General features: G+C 74.8%; 14 protein-coding genes. 10 read left to right on the top strand and 4 right to left on the bottom strand.

The window, feature by feature from the left end; all coding sequences use genetic code 11:
* Window positions 1–245: 245 nt before the first annotated feature.
* Window positions 246–947 carry a CBS domain-containing protein gene (locus tag AAH991_RS33465; protein ID WP_346229925.1) on the bottom strand — a complete coding sequence of 234 codons (702 nt, stop codon included), beginning with the start codon at window positions 945–947 and terminating at the stop codon, window positions 246–248.
* 168 nt (window positions 948–1,115) lie between these two features.
* Between AAH991_RS33465 and gap the strand changes: the two genes are divergently transcribed.
* Window positions 1,116–2,108 carry a type I glyceraldehyde-3-phosphate dehydrogenase gene (gene gap / locus AAH991_RS33460; RefSeq protein WP_428834058.1) on the top strand — a complete coding sequence of 331 codons (993 nt, stop codon included), beginning with the start codon at window positions 1,116–1,118 and terminating at the stop codon, window positions 2,106–2,108.
* A gap of 47 nt (window positions 2,109–2,155) precedes the next feature.
* Here gap and AAH991_RS33455 read toward each other — a convergent pair whose 3' ends face one another.
* A complete protein-coding gene (locus AAH991_RS33455) occupies window positions 2,156–3,268 on the bottom strand; it encodes an epoxide hydrolase family protein (protein WP_346229923.1) in 1,113 nt (370 codons plus the stop codon).
* Window positions 3,269–3,403: 135 nt separating this feature from the next.
* On the opposite strand from AAH991_RS33455, the gene AAH991_RS33450 reads away from it, so the two are divergent.
* The 4 genes from AAH991_RS33450 to AAH991_RS33435 all read left to right on the top strand — a co-directional run bounded on the left by AAH991_RS33450 (window position 3,404) and on the right by AAH991_RS33435 (window position 12,026).
* Entirely contained in the window at window positions 3,404–3,844 is a 441-nt protein-coding gene (locus AAH991_RS33450; protein WP_346229922.1) for a MarR family winged helix-turn-helix transcriptional regulator, read from the top strand.
* A gap of 109 nt (window positions 3,845–3,953) precedes the next feature.
* Window positions 3,954–7,547, top strand: a complete 3,594-nt coding sequence (locus tag AAH991_RS33445; RefSeq protein ID WP_346229921.1) for a protein kinase domain-containing protein — start codon at window positions 3,954–3,956, stop codon at window positions 7,545–7,547.
* Between the two features lie 5 nt (window positions 7,548–7,552).
* Entirely contained in the window at window positions 7,553–8,590 is a 1,038-nt protein-coding gene (locus tag AAH991_RS33440) for a hypothetical protein (protein ID WP_346229920.1), read from the top strand.
* Window positions 8,591–8,804: 214 nt separating this feature from the next.
* Window positions 8,805–12,026, top strand: a complete 3,222-nt coding sequence (locus tag AAH991_RS33435) for an AfsR/SARP family transcriptional regulator (RefSeq protein WP_346229919.1) — start codon at window positions 8,805–8,807, stop codon at window positions 12,024–12,026.
* An 80-nt stretch (window positions 12,027–12,106) separates the two neighbouring features.
* Here the strand turns inward: AAH991_RS33435 and AAH991_RS33430 are convergent, their stop codons facing one another.
* A complete protein-coding gene (locus AAH991_RS33430; RefSeq protein WP_346229918.1) occupies window positions 12,107–12,547 on the bottom strand; it encodes a S26 family signal peptidase in 441 nt (146 codons plus the stop codon).
* 174 nt (window positions 12,548–12,721) lie between these two features.
* On the opposite strand from AAH991_RS33430, the gene AAH991_RS33425 reads away from it, so the two are divergent.
* From AAH991_RS33425 to AAH991_RS33405, 5 genes are all read left to right on the top strand, one after another.
* Window positions 12,722–12,931, top strand: coding sequence for a hypothetical protein (locus AAH991_RS33425; protein ID WP_346229917.1), 210 nt, complete (start codon window positions 12,722–12,724; stop codon window positions 12,929–12,931).
* Between the two features lie 28 nt (window positions 12,932–12,959).
* Complete coding sequence (locus AAH991_RS33420; protein WP_346229916.1) at window positions 12,960–13,475, top strand: MauE/DoxX family redox-associated membrane protein; 516 nt, start codon at window positions 12,960–12,962, stop codon at window positions 13,473–13,475.
* 37 nt (window positions 13,476–13,512) lie between these two features.
* On the top strand, window positions 13,513–14,055 hold the full coding sequence (locus AAH991_RS33415) for a TlpA family protein disulfide reductase (protein WP_346229915.1): 543 nt from the start codon (window positions 13,513–13,515) through the stop codon (window positions 14,053–14,055).
* Between the two features lie 5 nt (window positions 14,056–14,060).
* Complete coding sequence (locus AAH991_RS33410; protein WP_346229914.1) at window positions 14,061–15,872, top strand: ABC transporter ATP-binding protein; 1,812 nt, start codon at window positions 14,061–14,063, stop codon at window positions 15,870–15,872.
* Between the two features lie 169 nt (window positions 15,873–16,041).
* Window positions 16,042–16,710: a maltokinase N-terminal cap-like domain-containing protein gene (locus AAH991_RS33405; RefSeq protein WP_346229913.1), complete on the top strand. Its 669-nt coding sequence runs from the start codon at window positions 16,042–16,044 to the stop codon at window positions 16,708–16,710.
* Window positions 16,711–16,722: 12 nt separating this feature from the next.
* Here AAH991_RS33405 and AAH991_RS33400 read toward each other — a convergent pair whose 3' ends face one another.
* The gene (locus AAH991_RS33400; protein WP_346229912.1) at window positions 16,723–18,780 is read right to left on the bottom strand and encodes a beta-galactosidase; all 2,058 of its coding nucleotides are present in this window, start codon (window positions 18,778–18,780) and stop codon (window positions 16,723–16,725) included.
* Window positions 18,781–18,847: the final 67 nt, after the last annotated feature.

Here is an 18,847-nt window from a genome sequence, read left to right as displayed (position 1 = left end):
TGTTGAGGTGAGTCCTCTGGTTGCGCCTCTCGATGGTGGCCATGACCGGCCCCTTTCCACTTTTTCGTCTCTCTTTGACACGTCAAGCAAACCGCGATCACCGGCCCTGCCACAGGAGCCGTACGGCATCCTCCGGCCGCCCGAAGTCCCCATGATCGTGGGACTTTCGGCCCGGGAGGTTCTCCTCGCGCGGGCGGCTGAGCGCGGGGCCGGCGCCGGGCAGCGGGCGCCGGGCAGGGACGTTGTCAGCGGTGGCGCCAGGTGTGGGTGTCGTCCTCGTCCCACTCCAGCCGGTCGACCACGTCGACGACGCCGTTGACCCCGCGCGCCAGCCGGGCGGCCGTCAGGGCGTCGCTGCGCCAGCGCAGCCGGCCGGCCAGCGTCACCACGCCCTGCTCGACCGCCACGTCGACCATGCTCATGTCCCGGAAGAGGGACCGGCCGAAGATGTCCGTCGTGATCTCGCGAGCGATGTCGGCGTCCGGGCGGGTGAAGACCCGCAGCAGGTCGTGCCGGCCGACCATCCCCTCCAGGGCGCCGTCGGTCCCGACGACCGGCAGGTGCGCGACGCCGTGCTCGTCCATGAGCCGGATGGCGAACACCACCGCCGTTCCCGGGCCGATCGTGACGGCGGGCGAGGTCATCAGCTCGGCGGCGGTGTCGCCGCGCGACTTCGCGCGCCCGCCGCGGCCTTCCCGGCCGAACAGGTGGCGCAGCCGGGCCCGCAGCGGCGGCCGGTAGCCCTCGTGGGCGTACTGGTCCTTGAACTCCTCCTTGAGCAGCAGGTCCGCGTCCGTGACGACGCCCATGACCCGGCCCTGGGCGTCCACCACGGGCACGGCTCCGACGTCCGCCGCGATCAGCGCCTGGGCGACCGTCTTGAACGGCGTGCCGCCCTCCACCACCGGGATGTCGCGGGCCATGACCTCGGCGACCTTCACACGCATCTCTTCCTCCTCCTGACAGCCCCTCCATCCCACCGCCGTCACTTCGCGCGGGCGGAGAGGCGGAAGACCCCCGTGTTGAGGCAGTTACGCCTCTGCCCGCGGCACTTAGGCCCCTACGACCGCTTCCGGCCGGGACGGACGATTGCGGCACAGCCAGTGCTGAGGAGGATCACCATGAGAATCGGCATCAACGGATTCGGCAGGATCGGCAGGGCCGTGCTGCGCCGCGCGCTGCCCATGGGCATCGAGGTCGTCGCGATCAACGACCTCGCCGACGCGGCGACGCTCGCCCATCTGCTCAGGTTCGACTCCACGCACGGTCCCCTCGGCGTTCCGGTGACCGTGGGTGCCTCCTCCATCGACGTCGACGGCCGCAGCATCCCGGTCACCGCGCACAGCGACCCGGCGCACATCGACTGGGCCGCCTACGGCGCCGACCTGGTGATCGAGGCCACCGGCAGGTTCCGCACCCGGGACGACGCGGCCCGCCATCTCAAGGGCGGTGCCCGCCGGGTGCTCGTCTCCGCGCCCGGCAAGAGCGTGGACGTCACGATCGTCCCCGGCGTCAACGACGCGGCGTACGACCCCCGTCGCCACGAGATCGTCTCGATGGCCTCCTGCACCACCAACTGCGTGGCCCCGATGGTGAAGGTGCTGCACGAGAACTTCGGCGTCGTCCACGGCTTCATGACGACCGTGCACGCCTACACCGGCGACCAGCGGCTGCTGGACGCCCCGCACAAGGACCCCCGCAGGGCCCGCTCGGCCGCCGTGAACATCGTCCCGACCACGACCGGGGCCGCTCGGATGGTCGGCGAGGTGCTGCCCGAGCTCGCGGGCCGGCTGGACGGCGTCGCGCTGCGCGTCCCGGTCGAGGACGGCTCGCTCACCGACCTCGCCGTGGTGCTGTCCCGCCCGGCCGGGGTGGAGGAGGTCAACCGGGCCTTCGCCGACGCCGCCGACCGGGAACTGAAGGGCGTGCTGCGCTACAGCACCGACCCGATCGTGTCCCGCGACATCGTGGGCGACCCCGCGTCCTGCGTGTTCGACTCCGCGCTCACCCAGGCGGACGGCGAGCTGGTCAAGGTCTTCGGCTGGTACGACAACGAGTGGGGCTACGCCAACCGGCTCGTCGAGACGGCTGCCCGCATGGCCGGGTGACAACGCCGCCCGCGCGGCCGGGCGGGTGCGGCTCGATCCGGCGGTCCCTACTGCCCGTCGCCCCGGCGTGCCGCGGCCGGGGCGACGCGGGTGAGGAAGAAGTCGCGGACGTCCTCGGCGAACAGGTCCGGCACCTCCATCGCGGCGAAGTGGCCGCCGCGCTCGAACTCCGACCAGTGCCTGATGTCGTACAGCCGCTCGGCCAGCGGCCGCACCGACTGCGTGATGTCGTGCGCGAACACCGCAACGCCGACCGGCACCGGGCACGGCTCGGTCCGCCGCGGGGCCTCGCGGTGCAGCCGCGCCGAGGAGGCCGCGGTGGCGGTGAGCCAGTACAGCGAGACGTCGGTGAGCACCCGCTCGTCGCTGACCGGCGAGCGAGGGTCGGTCCACTGCGCGAAGCGCTCGGCGATCCAGGCCAGCTGGCCGACCGGCGAGTCGGTCAGCGCGTAGCCGATGGTCTGCGGGGTGGTGGCCTGCAGGGCCTGGTACGGCGGGCGATGGGCCATCAGCTTCCGCACCTTGTCCAGCCGGGCTTCCTCCGTCTCGGACAGTTCGACGCCGGCGTCCGGGTCCGGCCGGGTCGGCAGGTAGTTGACGTGCACCCCGGTGACCTGCCCGGGCGCCACCGCGCCGAGCGCCAGGGAGATGCCCGCGCCGAAGTCGCCGCCCTGCGCGCCGTAGCGCTCGTACCCGAGACGGCGCATCAGTTCGGCCCAGGCCCGCGCCACCCGGACGATGTCCCAGCCGCGCTCGTGGGTCGGCCCGGAGAAGCCGTACCCCGGGATGGACGGGATCACCAGGTGGAAGTCGCGCGACAGCGGCTCGACGACGTCGAGGAACTCCAGGAACGAGCCGGGCCAGCCGTGCGTGAGGATCAGCGCGAGCGCGTCCGGTTTCGGCGACCGGACGTGGACGAAGTGGATGCTCTGGCCGTCGATCTCGGTGATGAAGTGCGGCAGCTCGTTGAGCCGGGCCTCGTGCTCGCGCCAGTCGTAGCCGGTGCGCCAGTGTTCGGCCAGTTCCCTGAGCCGCGCCAGCGGGAAGCCGTAGTCCCACCCGGCGTCGGCGACCTCGTTCGGCCAGCGGGTGCGGGAGAGCCGGTCTCGCAGGTCGTCGAGGTCGGCCTGGGGGATGTCGATGCGGAACGGCTTGATCATGCTTCTTACTCCAGGGGGATTCGTCCGGCGCTGTCCGGATGCCACTGTCTGGCCCAACTTGTTGGCCCTGCCAACGTTGGCAGGGCCAACCATATAGGGATTCATTGGCGGCGCCAACAATGTAGGCTGGCCGGCGTGGAGGAGACACCGGAACGCCTGACCGCCAAGCCCAGCTGGCTGCTCACCCAGCTGGCGGTGCACGCCCACCGGCTGGCGTCCGACGGCTTCGGCGAGGTGGGCGCGCGCGGGTACCACTACCGGATCCTGGCCGCGCTGCACGAGTTCGGAGCGGCCAGTCAGGCCGAGCTCGGCCGCCGGTGCAACATGGACCGCAGCGACGTGGTGGCGGCGATCAATCAGCTGGGCGAGCAGGGTTTCGTCGAGCGGACCCCGGACCCGGACGACCGCAGGCGCAACATCGTGGCGCTCACCGCGGCCGGTGACGAGCAGTTGCGACGGATGGACCGGGCGCTGGACAGGGTGCAGGACGACCTGCTCGAACCGCTTGCGGCCGAGGACAGGCAGACTCTGACCCGCCTGCTCACCCGGCTGCTCGCGCATCACCGACGCAGGTGAGGCGGCCGGCCGTCCGAGGACGAGGTACCGATCACCCGTCCGGTCTTGGCGGCGGCGGGCGCCCGTAGCACGATCGGGGCAAACGGTCCGCGGCTGGCGGGAGGTCCGGATGGCGACCGTCCTGCTCCCCGGCGACCCGCGCAGGGTCGGCGGCTACTGGCTCGCCGGCCGCCTGGGCGAGGGCGGGCAGGGCGTCGTCTACGAGGCGTACGACGAGGCCGGGCAGCGGGTCGCCGTCAAGGTCCTGCGCCCGGCGGGCGGGGAGGAGCACGAGCAGGCGCGGGCGCGGTTCGTCAAGGAGGTCGCCGCCGCGCGCCGGGTCGCGCCGTTCTGCACGGCCCGGGTCATCTTCGCCGACCTGGAGGGCCCCCGGCCCTACATCGTGAGCGAGTTCGTCGCCGGGCCCAGCCTGCGCGCGACGGTCGCGCGGAACGGGCCGTACGGGCCGGAGGAGCTGCACCGCCTCGCCACGGGCATCGCGACGGCGCTGGCCGCGATCCACGAGGCGTCGGTGATCCACCGCGACCTCAAACCGGACAACGTGCTGATCGGCCCGGACGGCCCGCGGGTCATCGACTTCGGCATCGCCAGGACCGCCGACATGTCGCTGACGACGACGGGGCACGTCGCCGGCACACCGGCCTTCATGGCCCCGGAGATCGTGGTCGGGGCCCGGGCGGGCCCCGCCGTCGACATCTGGGCCTGGGGAGCGGTGACGCTGTTCGCCGCCACCGGCCGGGAGCCGTTCGCCGGGGAGACCACGCCGCTGCCGGCACCCGGCGCCGCTGCCGGCCCGCCGGGGCAGGCGCTGACCGGGGTCGCGGCCCTGCTGCACCGCATCCTGGCCGCCGAACCGGACCTGACGGCGCTGCGGGAGCCGCTGCGCGGGCTGGTGGCCCGGGCCCTGGACAAGAACCCGGAGGCCAGGCCCGACGCGGAGGTCCTCCTCGCGGCGCTGCTCGGCCGTCGGTCGCCGTACGGCCGGGGCGAGGCGCTGCTCGCGGAGGGCACCCGTACGGCCGAGGGCACCCGTGGGGCCGGAAGCACCGGGCCGGCCCGGGCCCTCGCGCCACCCTCGCTCGCTGCCGTGGCGGAGGAGGCGTACGGCGCGCTCGCCCCGGCGGACCAGGCGCTGGTGCCGCGGATCATGCTGCGGATGGTCGCGCCGGGGGAGGGCGGCGACGACCTGCCCCGGCGGGTGCCGGAGGACGAGCTCCTCGACGGCGTGGTCGACCGGGAGACCGCCGCCCGGGTGCTGTCCGGCTTCGCCCGCGCCGATCTCGTCGTCCGGGACGGCGAGACGGTCGCCCTCGCCGCCGCCGCGCTGCTGCGGGCCTGGCCGCGGTTGCACGGGTGGGTCGACGCGGACCGCGCGGGCCTGCGCGTGCAGCGGCCCCTGACCGAGGCCGCCCGCCTGTGGGACCTGCACGGCCGGCGTCCCGGCGACCTCTACCAGGGGACGGCGCTGGAGACCGCGCTCGGCTGGGCGGCCACCACGCGCCACCACGTCACGCTGAACACGCTGGAAAAGGCGTTCCTCGACGAGTCCCGGGCGCTCGCCCGGGTCCGCGCCCGGCGGCGGCGCCGCCTCACCGCCGCGCTCGCCGTGCTCGTGGTGGTCGCGGCGGCCTCGGCCGGGCTGGCGCTCGACCAGAAGTCGTCCGCCGAGCGGCAGCGGGACGTTGCCGTCGCCCGGCGGCTCGCGGCCCTGGCCGAGACCTCGCGCTCGTCCGATCCCGCGCGGGCGATGGCGCTGAGCGTGGCCGCGTGGCGGCTGGCCGGGGTGCCCGAGGCCCGGGCCGCCCTCTACAGCTCGCTCGCCCAGCCCCTGCGGCGGATCGATTCGCCGCCGCCCGTCACCGCCGGCGCCCGGTTCGACCTGAGCGGGGACGGCCGCCTGCTCGCGGTCGCCGACGCCGGCCGGGTGGTCCTGTGGGAGGTGGCCGCGCACCGCGTGGCCGGGGGCGCGCAGGGCATCGGGCCCGCCCCCGGCGCCGTCGCGCTCAGCCCCGACGGCCGCCGCCTCGCGGTCTCCGACGGCGGCGCGCTGCGCGTGTGGGACCTGGGCAGCGGCCGCCCGCTCGGGCCGCCGTTCGGGAACGGCGCGCTGGAGATGGCCTTCGACCCGGACGGCAGGCGTCTCGCCGTGCTCACGCCCGGCCATCGGGGTCAGGTCTGGGACGTCATCGGCGGCGTCGGGCTGCTGGACGTGCGCGACGAGCGGGTGGAGGGCGTCGTGGTCTCCGCACGGCACGCCGCCGTGCTGCTGGACGACGGCAGGTTCCGCCTGTACGAGCCGGCGGCCGGGCGCTCCGGCCGGGCGCGCAGGCTTCCCGCCCCCGCCGGCGGGCGTGCCGACGCCGTCGCGTTCAGCCCCGACGGCCGCACCCTCGCGGTCGGCCGCGGCGAGGACGTGCGCTTCTGGGACCTGACCACCGGCCGCCGCCGCGGCCCCGTCCTGGCGGGCGCCTCCGCCGTCTGGCTCGCGTACGGCGACGGCGGCCGCCTCGTCCTGACCTTCGACCGCACCGGCGTCGGCCTGTGGAGCGCGGACCGCGGTGGCCTGCTGGCCTACTCCACGCCGGAGGACACCACCGGCATGCCGGACATCAGGGTCGCGACGGGCGCGGCGGGCGGTCCGGTCCTGCGCTACCTGCTCAGCGGCGGCCGGGTCGCCACGGTGGACGCGGCGGCGGCCTCCCGTTCGACGGCGGTCGCTCCCTCGGCCGCCGCCGCGGCCTTCGCACCGGGCGCAGGGACGCTCGCCGTCGCGCCGGACGGCACGGGACCGCTGCTGTGGGACCCGGCCACGGGCGCCCGCCTGGGCCCGTCCCTCGGCGGCGTCCCGGCCGGGGCGCTCGCCTTCGCTCCCGACGGCCGCACGCTCGCCTCCGCGCCCCGCCCGGACGGCACGCGAGCCTCGGGCGACGCCGCGACGGTGAGCCTGTGGAACGTGCCGGACGGCCGCCTGCTCCGCCGTGTCGCGATCGCGGGGGCCGCGTCCGTGGGCGGGCTGGCCGCCGGAGGCCACGTCCTCGCCGTGGCGCCCGTCGCCGGGGAGTACGGGCCCGTCCGGGTGTGGGACCTGTCCCGCGGCGTGGAGATTCCCGTACCGCGCAGGACCGGATGGGACGTCATGGCGGCCGGTCCGGGCGGCCGGGTTATCGCGATCGGCGGGCGGGACGCCGCCCTGGTGGACCTGACCGCCGGCACGGTCACCGGCCGTCCCTTCGGGCCGGTGCTCGACGGCGTGCGGTCGATCGCCTTCAGCCCGGACGGATCGACGATCGCCACCGGCTTCCACGAGGCGGGCGTGGGCCTGTGGGACGCGCGCACGCTGCGGCGGACGGGGACGCTCGCTCCGGAGAAGGGCCGGTTCGACGACGTCGTGGCGCTCGCGTACGCGCCCGGCGGGCGGCTGATCGCCACCGGGGGCACGAGCGGGGAGGTCCGCCTGTGGGACGCCGTCTCCCGGTCGCCGCTCGGCCAGCCGTACGCCGTCCACGCCGGCCCGGTGCTCGCGCTCGCCTTCGGCGTCGACGGGCGGTACCTCTACAGCGCGGGGAGGGACGGGACGCTGCGGCGCTACACGGTCGACCCGGAACGCGCCGCGGCGGAGGCCTGCGCGCGGGCGGGCGGCCCCCTGGGAGAAGACGACTGGCGGCGCCTCGTGCCGGAGGCGCCCTACCGGAAGGTGTGCTGAGGGATATGAGGATCATCCGTCACCTGCTCGCGCGCCTCGCGCGACGGCCCGCCCTCGGCGACGCCCTCGTGGAGATCGAGTCGGTCGAGGTGGACCCCGACCCCGTCCCGATCGGCGGTGAGGACACGGCCGAGGTGACCGTCGAGGTGGTCACCAGCGGCCCGGCCGCGGAGGTCAGGGGCGAGCTGACGGCCCCGGACGAGTCCCGTACGCGGCTGCGCTTCGAGTGCGTGGAGCGCACCCCCTTCGAGGAGCGGTGGCGGGCCGGGCACGTGTTCGGCCGGGACGCGGCGGCGGGCCGCTGGCGTGTCGCGGTCGCGGCCGGCGACGCCGTCGAGGAGCGGGAGTTCGAGGTCCACGCCGAGGAGAAGCCGCGGCGGTCGAGGATCGAGGGCCTCGAACTGTCCCCCGACCCGGTCGACGAGGGGAGCCCGCTGACCGTCTCCGGCCGCCTGGAGGCGACGACCGGCGAGGACGACTGGGGCGGTCTGCCCGAACGGACGGTCGCCCTGCTGTTCCGGGCCGACGACATGCTCGCCCGCAGGGAGGTGGCGCGGGTCGTCACCGGCAGGTCGGGCCGGTTCGACGCCACGGTGACGGCGGCCGAATCCGGCTTCTGGTCGGCGGAGTTCCGCGTGTCCGCCGAGGACGGTGCGCGCGTGACCTCCACCAGGAGCGCCGAGGTCCGTTCGACGGTGCGATCCGCCGGGGCCCGGACCAGGATCACCTATTCGGCGAAACCCAAGAGCGGCAGGCCGGGCAGGAAGGCGACCCACACCGGCACGCTGCTCGTCCGGGTGGAGCCCGCCGGCCGGCCCGCCCGGTGGGACCCGCTGCCCCAGCAGCGCGTCCGGCTCTGGTTCGACCCCGCGGGCTCGGGCGCCGGCGCCGTACAGGGGTCCGCGACGACGGGGTCGAACGGCGGGTTCACGCTGCGGAAGAAGGTGCCGTCCACGGGCGACTGGCACGTCCGCTTCGACTCGCAGGCGCCCGCGCAGCGCCGGTCGTGCAAGTCGCCGGTCCGCAAACTGACCGCGAGCTGAGCCTCCGCCCGGCGGTCACGGGCGGCGCCGCTGGCCGTGACCGGTGAGGGACGCTGCCGCCAAGGTCGTCACCAGGGCCTATACCTCGCGTATACCGGCCTCTTCGAGGCTCGGCAGAGCCCGCAGAAGGCGACCATGCGACGGGGAGCGCCAGGGCAGGGCCTGGCCGGGGGAGGAGGCGGCGGGCACCCCGGCCCATCGGAGGCTCGCCGGGGTGACCGGCCTCGCGGGGGTGACGGTGTTCGAGTTCGACGTTCTCGGGCCGCTGCGGATGAGGCGCGACGGCACGCAGGTTCCGCTGGGCCCGACGATGCTGCGGCGCCTGCTGGCGACCCTGCTGTGCACGCCGGGCAGCCCGGTGCCGGTGCCGGCGCTGATCGAGGCCCTGTGGGGGAGCACGCCACCGCGCAGCGCGCACAAGACCCTGCAGATATACGTGCTGCGGCTGAGGCGGGCGATGGGGGAGCGCGACCGCGTCGTCCACGGGACCGGCGGCTACGCGGTCGCCGTACTGCCGCCGGAGCTGGACGCGTTGCGCTTCCGGGAGCTGACGACGGCGGGGCGGGCCGCCAGGAGGAACGCCGATCTGACGACGGCGGGCATGCTGTTCGAGCGTGCGCTCGGTCTGTGGCGGGGCACCGCCTTCGCCGACGCCGGGGACGTGGCACAGGTGGCCGACGAGGCCAGGCGGCTGGAGGAGGAGCGGCTGCTGACCTGTGAGGAGCTGGCCGTCGTCGATCTGGCCCGCGGCCGGCACGCGGAGCTGGTGACCGGCCTGACCGAGACGGCCCGGCTGCATCCGTACCGGGAGCGGCTGCACGCCTGCCTGATGCTGGCCCTGAGCCGGGCCGGACGCCAGGCCGAGGCGCTGGAGGTCTACCAGCGGACGCGGACCGTGCTCGGCGAGGAGCTCGGCGTGGAACCCGGCCGGTTGCTGCGGCGGGCTCACGAGGCGGTCCTGCGGGACGAGGCGACCGGCCCGATCATCGACGAGATCCTCGGGGCGGAGGGAACGGCCCGGGCGGACGAGCACGGCGCGTGTCCCCTGCACACCGGCGGCGGTGACGGCGCCGGCAGCGACGCGGAGGGCCGGGCGGACGAGGGGCGGGCGGGGCCCGCGGCGACCGTGCCGTGCCCTCTGCCACCGGACATCGCCGACTTCACCGGCCGCCGGGAGACGGTGGAGTCACTGCGGCTGTGGCTCACCGGCGGAGGCGGGCGGTCGTCCGCGACGCCGGTCGTGACGCTGTACGGCGGGGCGGGCACCGGCAAGACGACGCTCGCCGTCCACGTCGCGCACCGCCTGCGGGAGACGTTCCCCGACGGACGGCTGCACGCCGACCTGCGCGGGACCGGCCCCCGACCGGCCGAACCCGCCGAGGTGCTGGCGCGGTTCCTGGCCGCCCTCGGCGCGGACGCGCGGGCGGTGCCGGACGGGACCGAGGAGCGCGGCGAGCTGTTCCGCACCCTTCTGGCCGATCGCCGCGTGCTGGTCGTGCTGGACGACGCCGCGGGTGAGGAGCAGGTCAGGCCGCTCCTGCCGGGCGGCCCGGGCTGCGCCGTGCTGGTGACGAGCAGGCGCGCCCTGGCGGGGCTGAGCGCCCGCGCCGTACGCGTCGGCCCGCTCGACCCGGCATGCGCGTCCGAGCTGCTCGCGCGCATCGCCGGGCCGGACCGGGTGGCGGCGCGGCCCGCGGTCGCGGCCGAGATCGTCCGGCTCTGCGGTCACCTGCCTTTGGCGATACGGATAGCCGGGGCGAAACTGGCGCTGCGCGAGCACTGGCACCTCGGGCACCTGGCCGATCGCCTGCGGGGAGAGCGGCGGCGCCTGGACGAGCTCGCCGTCGGCGACCTGTCGGTGCGGGCCGGGCTGGCCGCCGACTACGACAGGCTCGACGAGACCGCCCGGCGGGCGCTGCGGATGCTCGGCCTGCTCGACGTCACCGGCTTCGCCGCCTGGATGCTCGCGGCGGCCCTCGACGTGCCGGTGCGCGACGCCGAGACGTACGCCGACCTGCTCGTCGAGGCCCAGCTCCTGAGCTGCGCGGGCGGCGACGGGACCGGGCGGTTCCGCTACCGGTTCCCCGGCCTCGTACGGCTCTTCGCGCGGGAACGCGCGGAGCTGGAGGAGACCGCCGTCGAACGGGACAAGGCGATCGCCCGCGTTCTCGGCGCGCTGCTCGCGCTGGCCGAGGCGGCGGGAGGCGGCCTGCCGGAGCAGCCGGTCTCCGCCATCCGCGGCGCGGCCCCCCGGTGGTACGCCGACCCCGCCACCACCAGAGCGCTGGTAGGTGACGCGGCGGCCTGGTTCGACAGCGAGCGGGAGACCCCGCTGGCGGGGGTGGCGCAGGCATGCCGGCTCGGGATGAGCGAGGCGGCCTGGGAACTGTCCGCCCGCGCGGCCGGCTACTACGCCTTCCGCGGCCACTACCGGGACTGGTCGTCCTCGCACGAGCTGGCGCTGCGGGCGTGCCAGGTGGGCGGCGACCAGTGGGGGGAGGCGGTGATGACGCGCGGCCTCGGCCATCTGCGCCTGATCGGGGTGGACGTGCGGCGCGGCGTCGACCCGGAGGCGATCGAGGCGGCACTCGCGGTGTTCCTCGCGGCGGGGGAACGGCACGGCGCGCTCGACCTGCTGTGCCTGCGGGCCTTCGCGCTGCGCCGCGCGGGCGACCCCGACCAGGCCCGCGCGGCGGCGGACGAGGCCATGGCCATGGCCGAGGAGATCGGCGACGAGCCCGCCCTGAGCCGTCTGTGGTCCCTGCGCGCCGTCGCGGACCGGGAACAGGGGCTGCACGGGGACGCGGCCGCCTGCGCGGACCACGCGCTCCGCCTGGCGATCCGCGGGAACAGCCTCGGGGCCAGGGCCCTCGCCCTGCGGGAGGTGGCCGCCGCCTGCCGCGACCACGCCGCGCTGCCGTACGTCTCCCGGCAGCTGGGGGAGGGCCTGCGGATCTGCCGGGGGCGGCACGAGCGGCTGCTCGAGGCGTGCCTCCTGCTCGCCCTCGGCGACCTGTCCCTGCGGTTCGGGCGCCGGGACCCGGCGCGGCTCATCGCACAGGTGATGCCCGTGTTCGACGAGTACGCGGTCCCGTCGGGACGGGCCGGCGCGCTCCGCGTCCTGGGCGAGTCCCACCGGCTCGGCGGCCGGGTGGACGAGGCGGTCCGCGCGCTCACCGAGGCGGTGCGCATCACGCGGGGACTGCACGACCTCCACGAGCAGGCTCTCGCGCTGCGGTCCCTCGGCCGGGCCCAGCGCGACCGCGGCGACCAGGAGGCGGCCGTACGGTCCTGGGCGGCGGCCCACCGGCTGTTCCGGCGGCTCGGCAACACCGCCGAGGCCGCCGCGACCGCCGTCCTGCTCGCGGACGGGGACTCGCCGGCCGCGACGTGGACCACTCGCGTCTCAGGCCGGCGCCGCGACGGCGGGAGCTAGCGAGGTGTCCCGTGCGTCTGTCGTCGACCGTCCCCGGGTTCCCCGGGTTCCGCTCGCGGCCGGGGCCGCGAACAGGTGTTTCAGGACAATCTGCGGACCACGACGCCCAGTACCTCGCTCACCGGCAGGTAACCCCAGTGCCGGGAGTCACTGCTGTTGGGGCCGTCGCCGAGAACCACCAGCCGGTCGGCCGGGACCACGTCGCCCGGCGCGGCACGCGTACCGGCGGTGACCCGGTCGGGCACCGCGTCGCCCGGCATCGCGGCGATCCGCTTGATCAGCCACTCCGTGTCGCGCAGTCGGGCCGGCCGGCCCGTGCTGTCCGGCGGGCGGCGCCGGAAGACCACCACCTGGCCGCGCCGCAGGACGGCCCGCCGGCCCCGCCGGATGAGCACCCGATCTCCGGGCTGGTACGTCGGAACCATGCTCGTCCCGGCCACCCGTACGACGACGAAGCGGCGCCGGGCCGCGGCGATCCCCGCCGCCGCGGCCAGCGACAGCAGAATGACGAGATATCGCATGATCCCCCTTCGGCCTCGTTGGGCGATCGCGATTCTCGACGGATCCGGTAGCGCCGCGGTAGCGCGACGCCTGCGGCCCATCGCGCAACCGGCCGCAACCACGGCGCAGGCGGCGCCGCGCATCCTCGCAGAGCGGGCGGCCTACCACGCCCGAACCCAGCGAAGGGACATCGCATGATCCGCACTCTGCACCGCCTGGGAGACCGGCTGCTCGAAAGGCTCCTCCCCGGCGCCGAGGCCCGGGCCGACACCTGCTACTACGTCGGCTGGCAGGGCAACTACTGCGTCAAGAACTGCTACCCCAACCCGACCGGCAGCATCTGCGTGAAGTACGGCAGCTATGGCAGCTGCTCCGGCCCCTGGACGAACCTCGGTCGTTGCTGAGGCAGGCAACAGATCCATGGTCTATGCCGTGTTGACTCTGCGGCTCGTGCTGACGGGGGTCTCCCTGGTCTCCGTCCTGACGAAGCTGCGGACGCGGCGGGCTTTCGGTGAATTCACCATGGCGGTACGGCGACTCGGCGGCCTTCCCGTGCCTCTCGGGGCGCCCGCCGCCGTGGTCGTCGTCACCGTGGAGGCCGGGACCGTCGTCATGCTGGCGGCGCCCGGCCTCGACGGCGACGGCAGGGCGGGCCTCCTGCTCGCGGGAGGCCTGCTCCTCGGGTTCGCCGTGGTCCTGATGACGGCGCTGCGGCGGGGAACGACCGGACCGTGCCGATGCTTCGGCGGCTCGGACGAGCCGATCGGCCGCCGGCACGTGGCCCGCAACGCCGTGCTCGTCGCTTGCGCCGTCGCCGGAGCCGTCATGACGTCCGCGGCGGACGGGACGCCCGTCGCGCCGCCCGCCGCCGCGCTCTGCCTGCTCGGGGCCTCGGTCGCCGTCGGCGCCGTCGTGCTCCTCGACGACCTGGTCCACCTCGTCCGCTGACCCCGTAGCGCCCGCCCCCTACAGAAGGGAACGCCCCATGGCCGTCCTGGTCGCCGCCGTCGTCCTCCTCGGCGGGCTCGTCCTGGTGAACCTGCTCCTCACCACGGCGATCATCCGGAAACTGCGAACGCTCGGCAAGGAGTCGTCCCTCGGCGGGGAAGTTCCCGAGCTCGGACTCGCCGTGGGCGCCGAGGTTCCCCCCTTCTCCGCGGTCACGGTCGCGGACGCGAAGGTCGGCTCGGCCGACTTCGCCGGCGAGCGCACCCTCGTCGGGTTCTTCAGCACCGACTGCCGGCACTGCCTGCCCAAGGCGCCCGCCTTCGTCGCGGCCGCCCGCGACGCCGCCGCCGACGGCGTACGGACCCTGGCGGTGGTCGTCGTCCACGGTGAGGACCCCGCGAACCTGCTCGCCGCGCTGGCGGACGAGGTGAGCGTGGTGGTGGAGAGCGAGGGAGGAGCGATTTCGACCGCGTTCGCGATCGCGGGTTTCCCCTCGTTCTTCCTCGTCGGCCCGGACACCACCGTCGACGCCCGCGGTCATGAGCCGGAGCGGCTGCCGGCCGCGCCGTCCCGGGCCTGACCGGGGTGAGGTCACGACTCGGGCCGCTGCGGCTCACCCTGGGGCTCGTCTGGCGGGGCGGGCCGGCGCTCGCCCTGTCCCAGCTCGCCGTGGCGGTCCTGAACGGCGCCCTCCCCGTCGCGATCGCGTGGCTCACCAAGGTCCTGATCGACCGCCTGACCAGCGGGCCGGGTCCGTCGACGGCACTGCCGGCCGCCGTGCTGGCCGTGCTCGGGGCCCTGACCGCGCTGCTGCCTCACCTGTCCGGGTACGCCCAGGCAGAACAGCGGCGCCGCATCGCGTGGAACACCAGCGACGAACTGTTCACCGCGGTGTGCCGCATGCAGGGGCTGACCAGGCTGGAGAACCCGGGGTTCCACGACCGGCTCCAGATGGCCCAGCAGTCCGCCCAGACCACCCCGCAGCTCGTCACCGAGTCGGCGCTCGGGGTGGTGCGCGGCGGTATCACCATCGCCGGGCTCCTCGGCGCGCTCGCCACGCTCAGCCCGGTCCTGGCCGCCGTCGTGGCCGCCGCCGCCGTGCCCGAACTGGTCATCCAGCTCCGGCTCAGCCGTCACCGCGCACGCCTGCTCTGGGAGACGGCACCCGCGGATCGCCGCCGGGTGTTCTACCAGCTGCTGATGCTCGACCAGCAGGCCGCCAAGGAGATCCGGCTGTTCGGGATCGGCGGCTTCCTGCGCGGACGCATGCTGGGCGAACTGGGCGCCGCGCAGCGGGCGGAGCGCCGGGTGGACCTGACCGCCGTCCGCTACAACGGGGCGATGACCGCGCTCAGCGCGGTCATCGCGGGCGCCGCGCTGATCGTGCTGGTCGCCCGGATCGAGGCGGGCGGGGCCGGCATCGGCGACCTGGCCGTCCTCACCGCGGCCGTGGCGGGCACGCAGTCGTCCCTGTCCGGCGTGGTGACGCAACTGGCCCAGCTGAACGAGGCGCTCGTCCTGGCCGGCCACTACGCCCACGTCGTCGCCGTCGGCCCCGACCTGCCCGAACCCGTCGCCGGCGGCGACGTGACACCGCTGCGGCACGGCGTCGAGCTCCGCGACGTCTGGTTCCGGTACGACCCCGGCCATCCCTGGGTGCTCCGCGGCCTGAACCTGACCATCCCGTACGGGCGGAGCGTGGCCCTGGTCGGCCTCAACGGCGCGGGCAAGAGCACGATCGTCAAGCTTCTGTGCCGCCTGTACGACCCCGGGCGCGGCAGCGTCCGCTGGGACGGCACCGACCTGCGCGACCTGCGTGTCGACGACCTGCGCCGCCGGATCGGAGCGGTGTTCCAGGACTACATGGCCTACGACCTGACCGCGGCCGAGAACGTCGCGGTCGGCGACATAGGCTCCCTCGACCGGCCGGAACGGATCCACGAGGCGGCCCGCCGGGCGGACGTCCACGACACACTGGCACGGCTTCCCCGCGGCTACGACACCCTCCTGTCCCGCTTCTTCGCCGCCGAACAGGACGGGGACCCCGGCCAGGGCGTGCTGCTGTCCGGCGGACAGTGGCAGCGCGTCGCCCTCGCCCGCGCGCTCCTCCGCGCGGACACCGCCGACCTGCTCATCCTCGACGAGCCCAGCTCGGGACTCGACCCCGAGGCCGAATACGCCGTCCACCAGCGGCTCCGCGGCTACCGCAGCGGCCGTACGAGCCTTCTCATCTCGCACCGTCTCAACACCGTGCGCGACGCCGACCACATCGTCGTCCTCGCCGACGGCCGGACAGCCGAGGAAGGCACGCATGACGAGCTGATGGCCCTCGGCGGGCGGTACGCCCGCCTGTTCACCCGTCAGGCGGCCGATTTCCAGCTCGCGCAGCCCCGGTGACCCGGGGACGCGGGACAGGAAACCGGCGGTGCGGACGCCCGCCGCATGACGCGGACCGCGACCGCGCCGTCTTCGCTCACCGCCGCCGCACGCTGTGAGACGATGTTCGGCCCCGGGCGGTGACGCCGGGGAACACGGGGACGGGACGCCGACGGAGGGCCTGCGCGGTATGGCTGTCATTCATCACACCACTTTGACGCCCGGCAAGCTGGAGCTGCTCACGTCGTGGCTGCCCGGCCGGGCCTGGTACCAGGCGCCGGGGCGCCGGCCGGAGCTGACGAAGGCCGGCGGCTTCCGGCTCGACGATCCCGAGGGCGAGGTCGGGATGGAGTTCATGGTGGTCAACGACGCGGCCGGCGACCGGCCGGTCTCCTACCACGTCCCGCTCACCTACCGGGGGGCGCCGCTGGAGGGAGCCGAGCACGCCCTCATCGGCACGGGGGAGCACGGGGTCCTGGGCCGGCGATGGATCTACGACGGAACCCACGACCCGGTCCTCCTCGCCCAGCTTCTCGCCGTGTTCCGAGGCGATGCCAAGCCGCAGCACCAGAACGAGAGCGACACCCCCGATCCCACCGTGACCAGGAGCGTCACCGGAAGTCCCGCCTGGGGTTCGATGCTGTCGGCGACCACGGACGACGGACCGCACGGCACCGACGTCGTCGTGCGCACCGCCGCGGACGGCGGGCCGGGGGAGCGGCTGGTCATGCGCGTGACCCGGGTCCTGCGGCCCGGCGCGCAGGACGCCGCCGGGGCGCGGGGGCACATCACGGCCGGATGGCGCCTGCCGGACGATGCCGAGGCCCGCGCGGTGTTCGCCGTCGTCGGGGAGGTCTGACCCCGGTCGCGATCACCGGCGGTCCCGCTGGTCGCGGGCGCGGCGGAGGATCCGGACCTGCCGGGGGGCCAGGGTCGTGTCCGTGGCCAGGGCGGGGCCGTGGAGCGGGTCGCCGGGGACCGCGGAGACGTCGACGTGCCCGTCCGTGCGGTTGACCAGGAACCAGTAGTCGTCGGTTCCGTCCGTGCGGACGGCCAGGTCGACCAGGCCGCGGGCTTCGGGGGGCAGCTCCGAGGAGACCTCGGCGGTGTCCAGCAGACGGGGGAGTACGGCCCCGAGACCCTCCGGGCCGAGGCGGGTGGAGACGTACGACGCCGAGCCCGCGCCCGTACGGCGGGTCGTGATGGCGGGGCGCCCGGCGTGGTCCCCGGTCTTGTACGTCGCGAGGACCTCGGTCGCCGGGCCGGCGAGATCGATCCGGTCGGTCCACAGGGTGCCGGACACGCCGAGGTCCAGGTCGACGGAGTCACCGTCCGGCAGGGGACCGAACTCCTCGATGCGGATGCCGAGCAGGTCGCGCAGGGCTCCGGGGTAGCCGCCGAGCCACACGTGATCGTGCTCGTCCACGATGCCGGAGAAGTAGGTGGTGACGAGGTGGCCGCCGGAGGCGACGCAGTCCTCCAGCCGCCGGGCCAGGGCGGCGGGCACGACGTGCAGGATCGGCGCCACGAGCAGCCGGTAGCCGGAGAGGTCGTCGTCCACGTCGACCACGTCCACCCGGACGCCCGCGTCGAGGAGTGCGGTGTACCAGTCGAGGGCCTCCTGGCGGTACCGCAGCAGCGAGGTGGGGTGGGAGTCGAGCTCGCTCGCCCACCAGGAGTCCCAGTCGAACACGATCGCGACGTCAGCGCGGCGGCGCCGGGTGCCCGCGACCGGCGCGAGGGCGGCCAGCGTGGCGCCGAGGCCGGCCACCGACCGGAACACCTCGCTGTCGGTGCCCGCGTGCGGGACCATCGCCGAGTGGTACTTCTCGGCGCCGCCCGCCGACTGCCGCCACTGGAAGAAGCAGACCGCGTCGGCGCCGTACGCGACATGGGTGAGGGAGTCGCGGGCCAGGCCGCCGGGCCTCTTGGCCAGGTTGACCGGCTGCCAGTTGACCGCGCTGGTTGCGTGTTCCATCAGGTACCATGGCCGTCCGCCGGCGAGCGAGCCGGTGAGGTTCGCCGAGAAGGACAGCTCGTCCCGGGCCTGCGCGCCCGTCAGCAGGTAGTGGTCGTTGGAGACGAAGTCGACCTCGCCGGCCCAGTCGGCGTAGTCCATGCCCTTGGTCTCTCCCATGACCATGAAGTTCGTGGTCACGGGGACATCCGGGGTCAGCTCGCGCAGGATGTCCCGTTCCGCGCGCAGGTGGTCCTTCAGCGCGTCGGAGGAGAACCGCGTGAAGTCCAGTTGCTGGGTGGGGTTGGGGAAGGAGGCCGCCAGGCGCGGCGGCAGGATCTGCGACCAGTCGCTGTAACGCTGGGACCAGAACGAGGTCGCCCAGGCGCGGTTCAGCTCGTCGAGCGTTCCGTACCTGGCTCGCAGCCACTCACGGAAGGCGGCCGCGGCGTCGTCGGAGAAGTCGTAGACGTTGTGGCAGCCGAGCTCGTTCGAGACGTGCCAGGCGGCGAGGGCGGGATGGCCCCCGTAGCGCTCGGCGAGGGCCCGGGTCAGCCGCAGCGCGTGCGTGCGGAAGACGGGCGAGGTCGGCCTCCAGTGCTGCCGCGCACCCGGCCACACCGTGTGGCCGTGCCGGTCCACCGGGAGGATCTCCGGGTGCCCGGCCGTCAGCCACGGCGGCGGCGACGCCGTCGCCGTGGCCAGGTCGACCGCGATGCCGTTGGCGTGCAGCAGGTCCATCGCCTCGTCGAGCCAGTCGAAGTCCCACACGTCCTCGCCGGGCTGGATCCGCGCCCACGAGAAGATCGCCAAGGAGACGATGTTCACTCCGGCCGCGCGCATCGCGCGCATGTCCTCGTCCCAGATCTCGCGAGGCCACTGCTCCGGGTTGTAGTCGGCGCCGAACGCCATCCGGGCCCGTCCGGGCTCGGACGGCCAGCGCAGCCACCGGTGGCCGTGGTCAGAGTGCACAACGTCTCCTTCGACTGATGGTTACGCGGTCTTCCGCCCTGCCGCCGTGCCCCCGCGGAACGGCGGC

The organism is Microbispora sp. ZYX-F-249 (genome assembly GCF_039649665.1).
Classification (GTDB): Bacteria; Actinomycetota; Actinomycetes; order Streptosporangiales; family Streptosporangiaceae; genus Microbispora; species Microbispora maris.
This window is presented reverse-complemented; position numbering and strand designations above follow the sequence as displayed.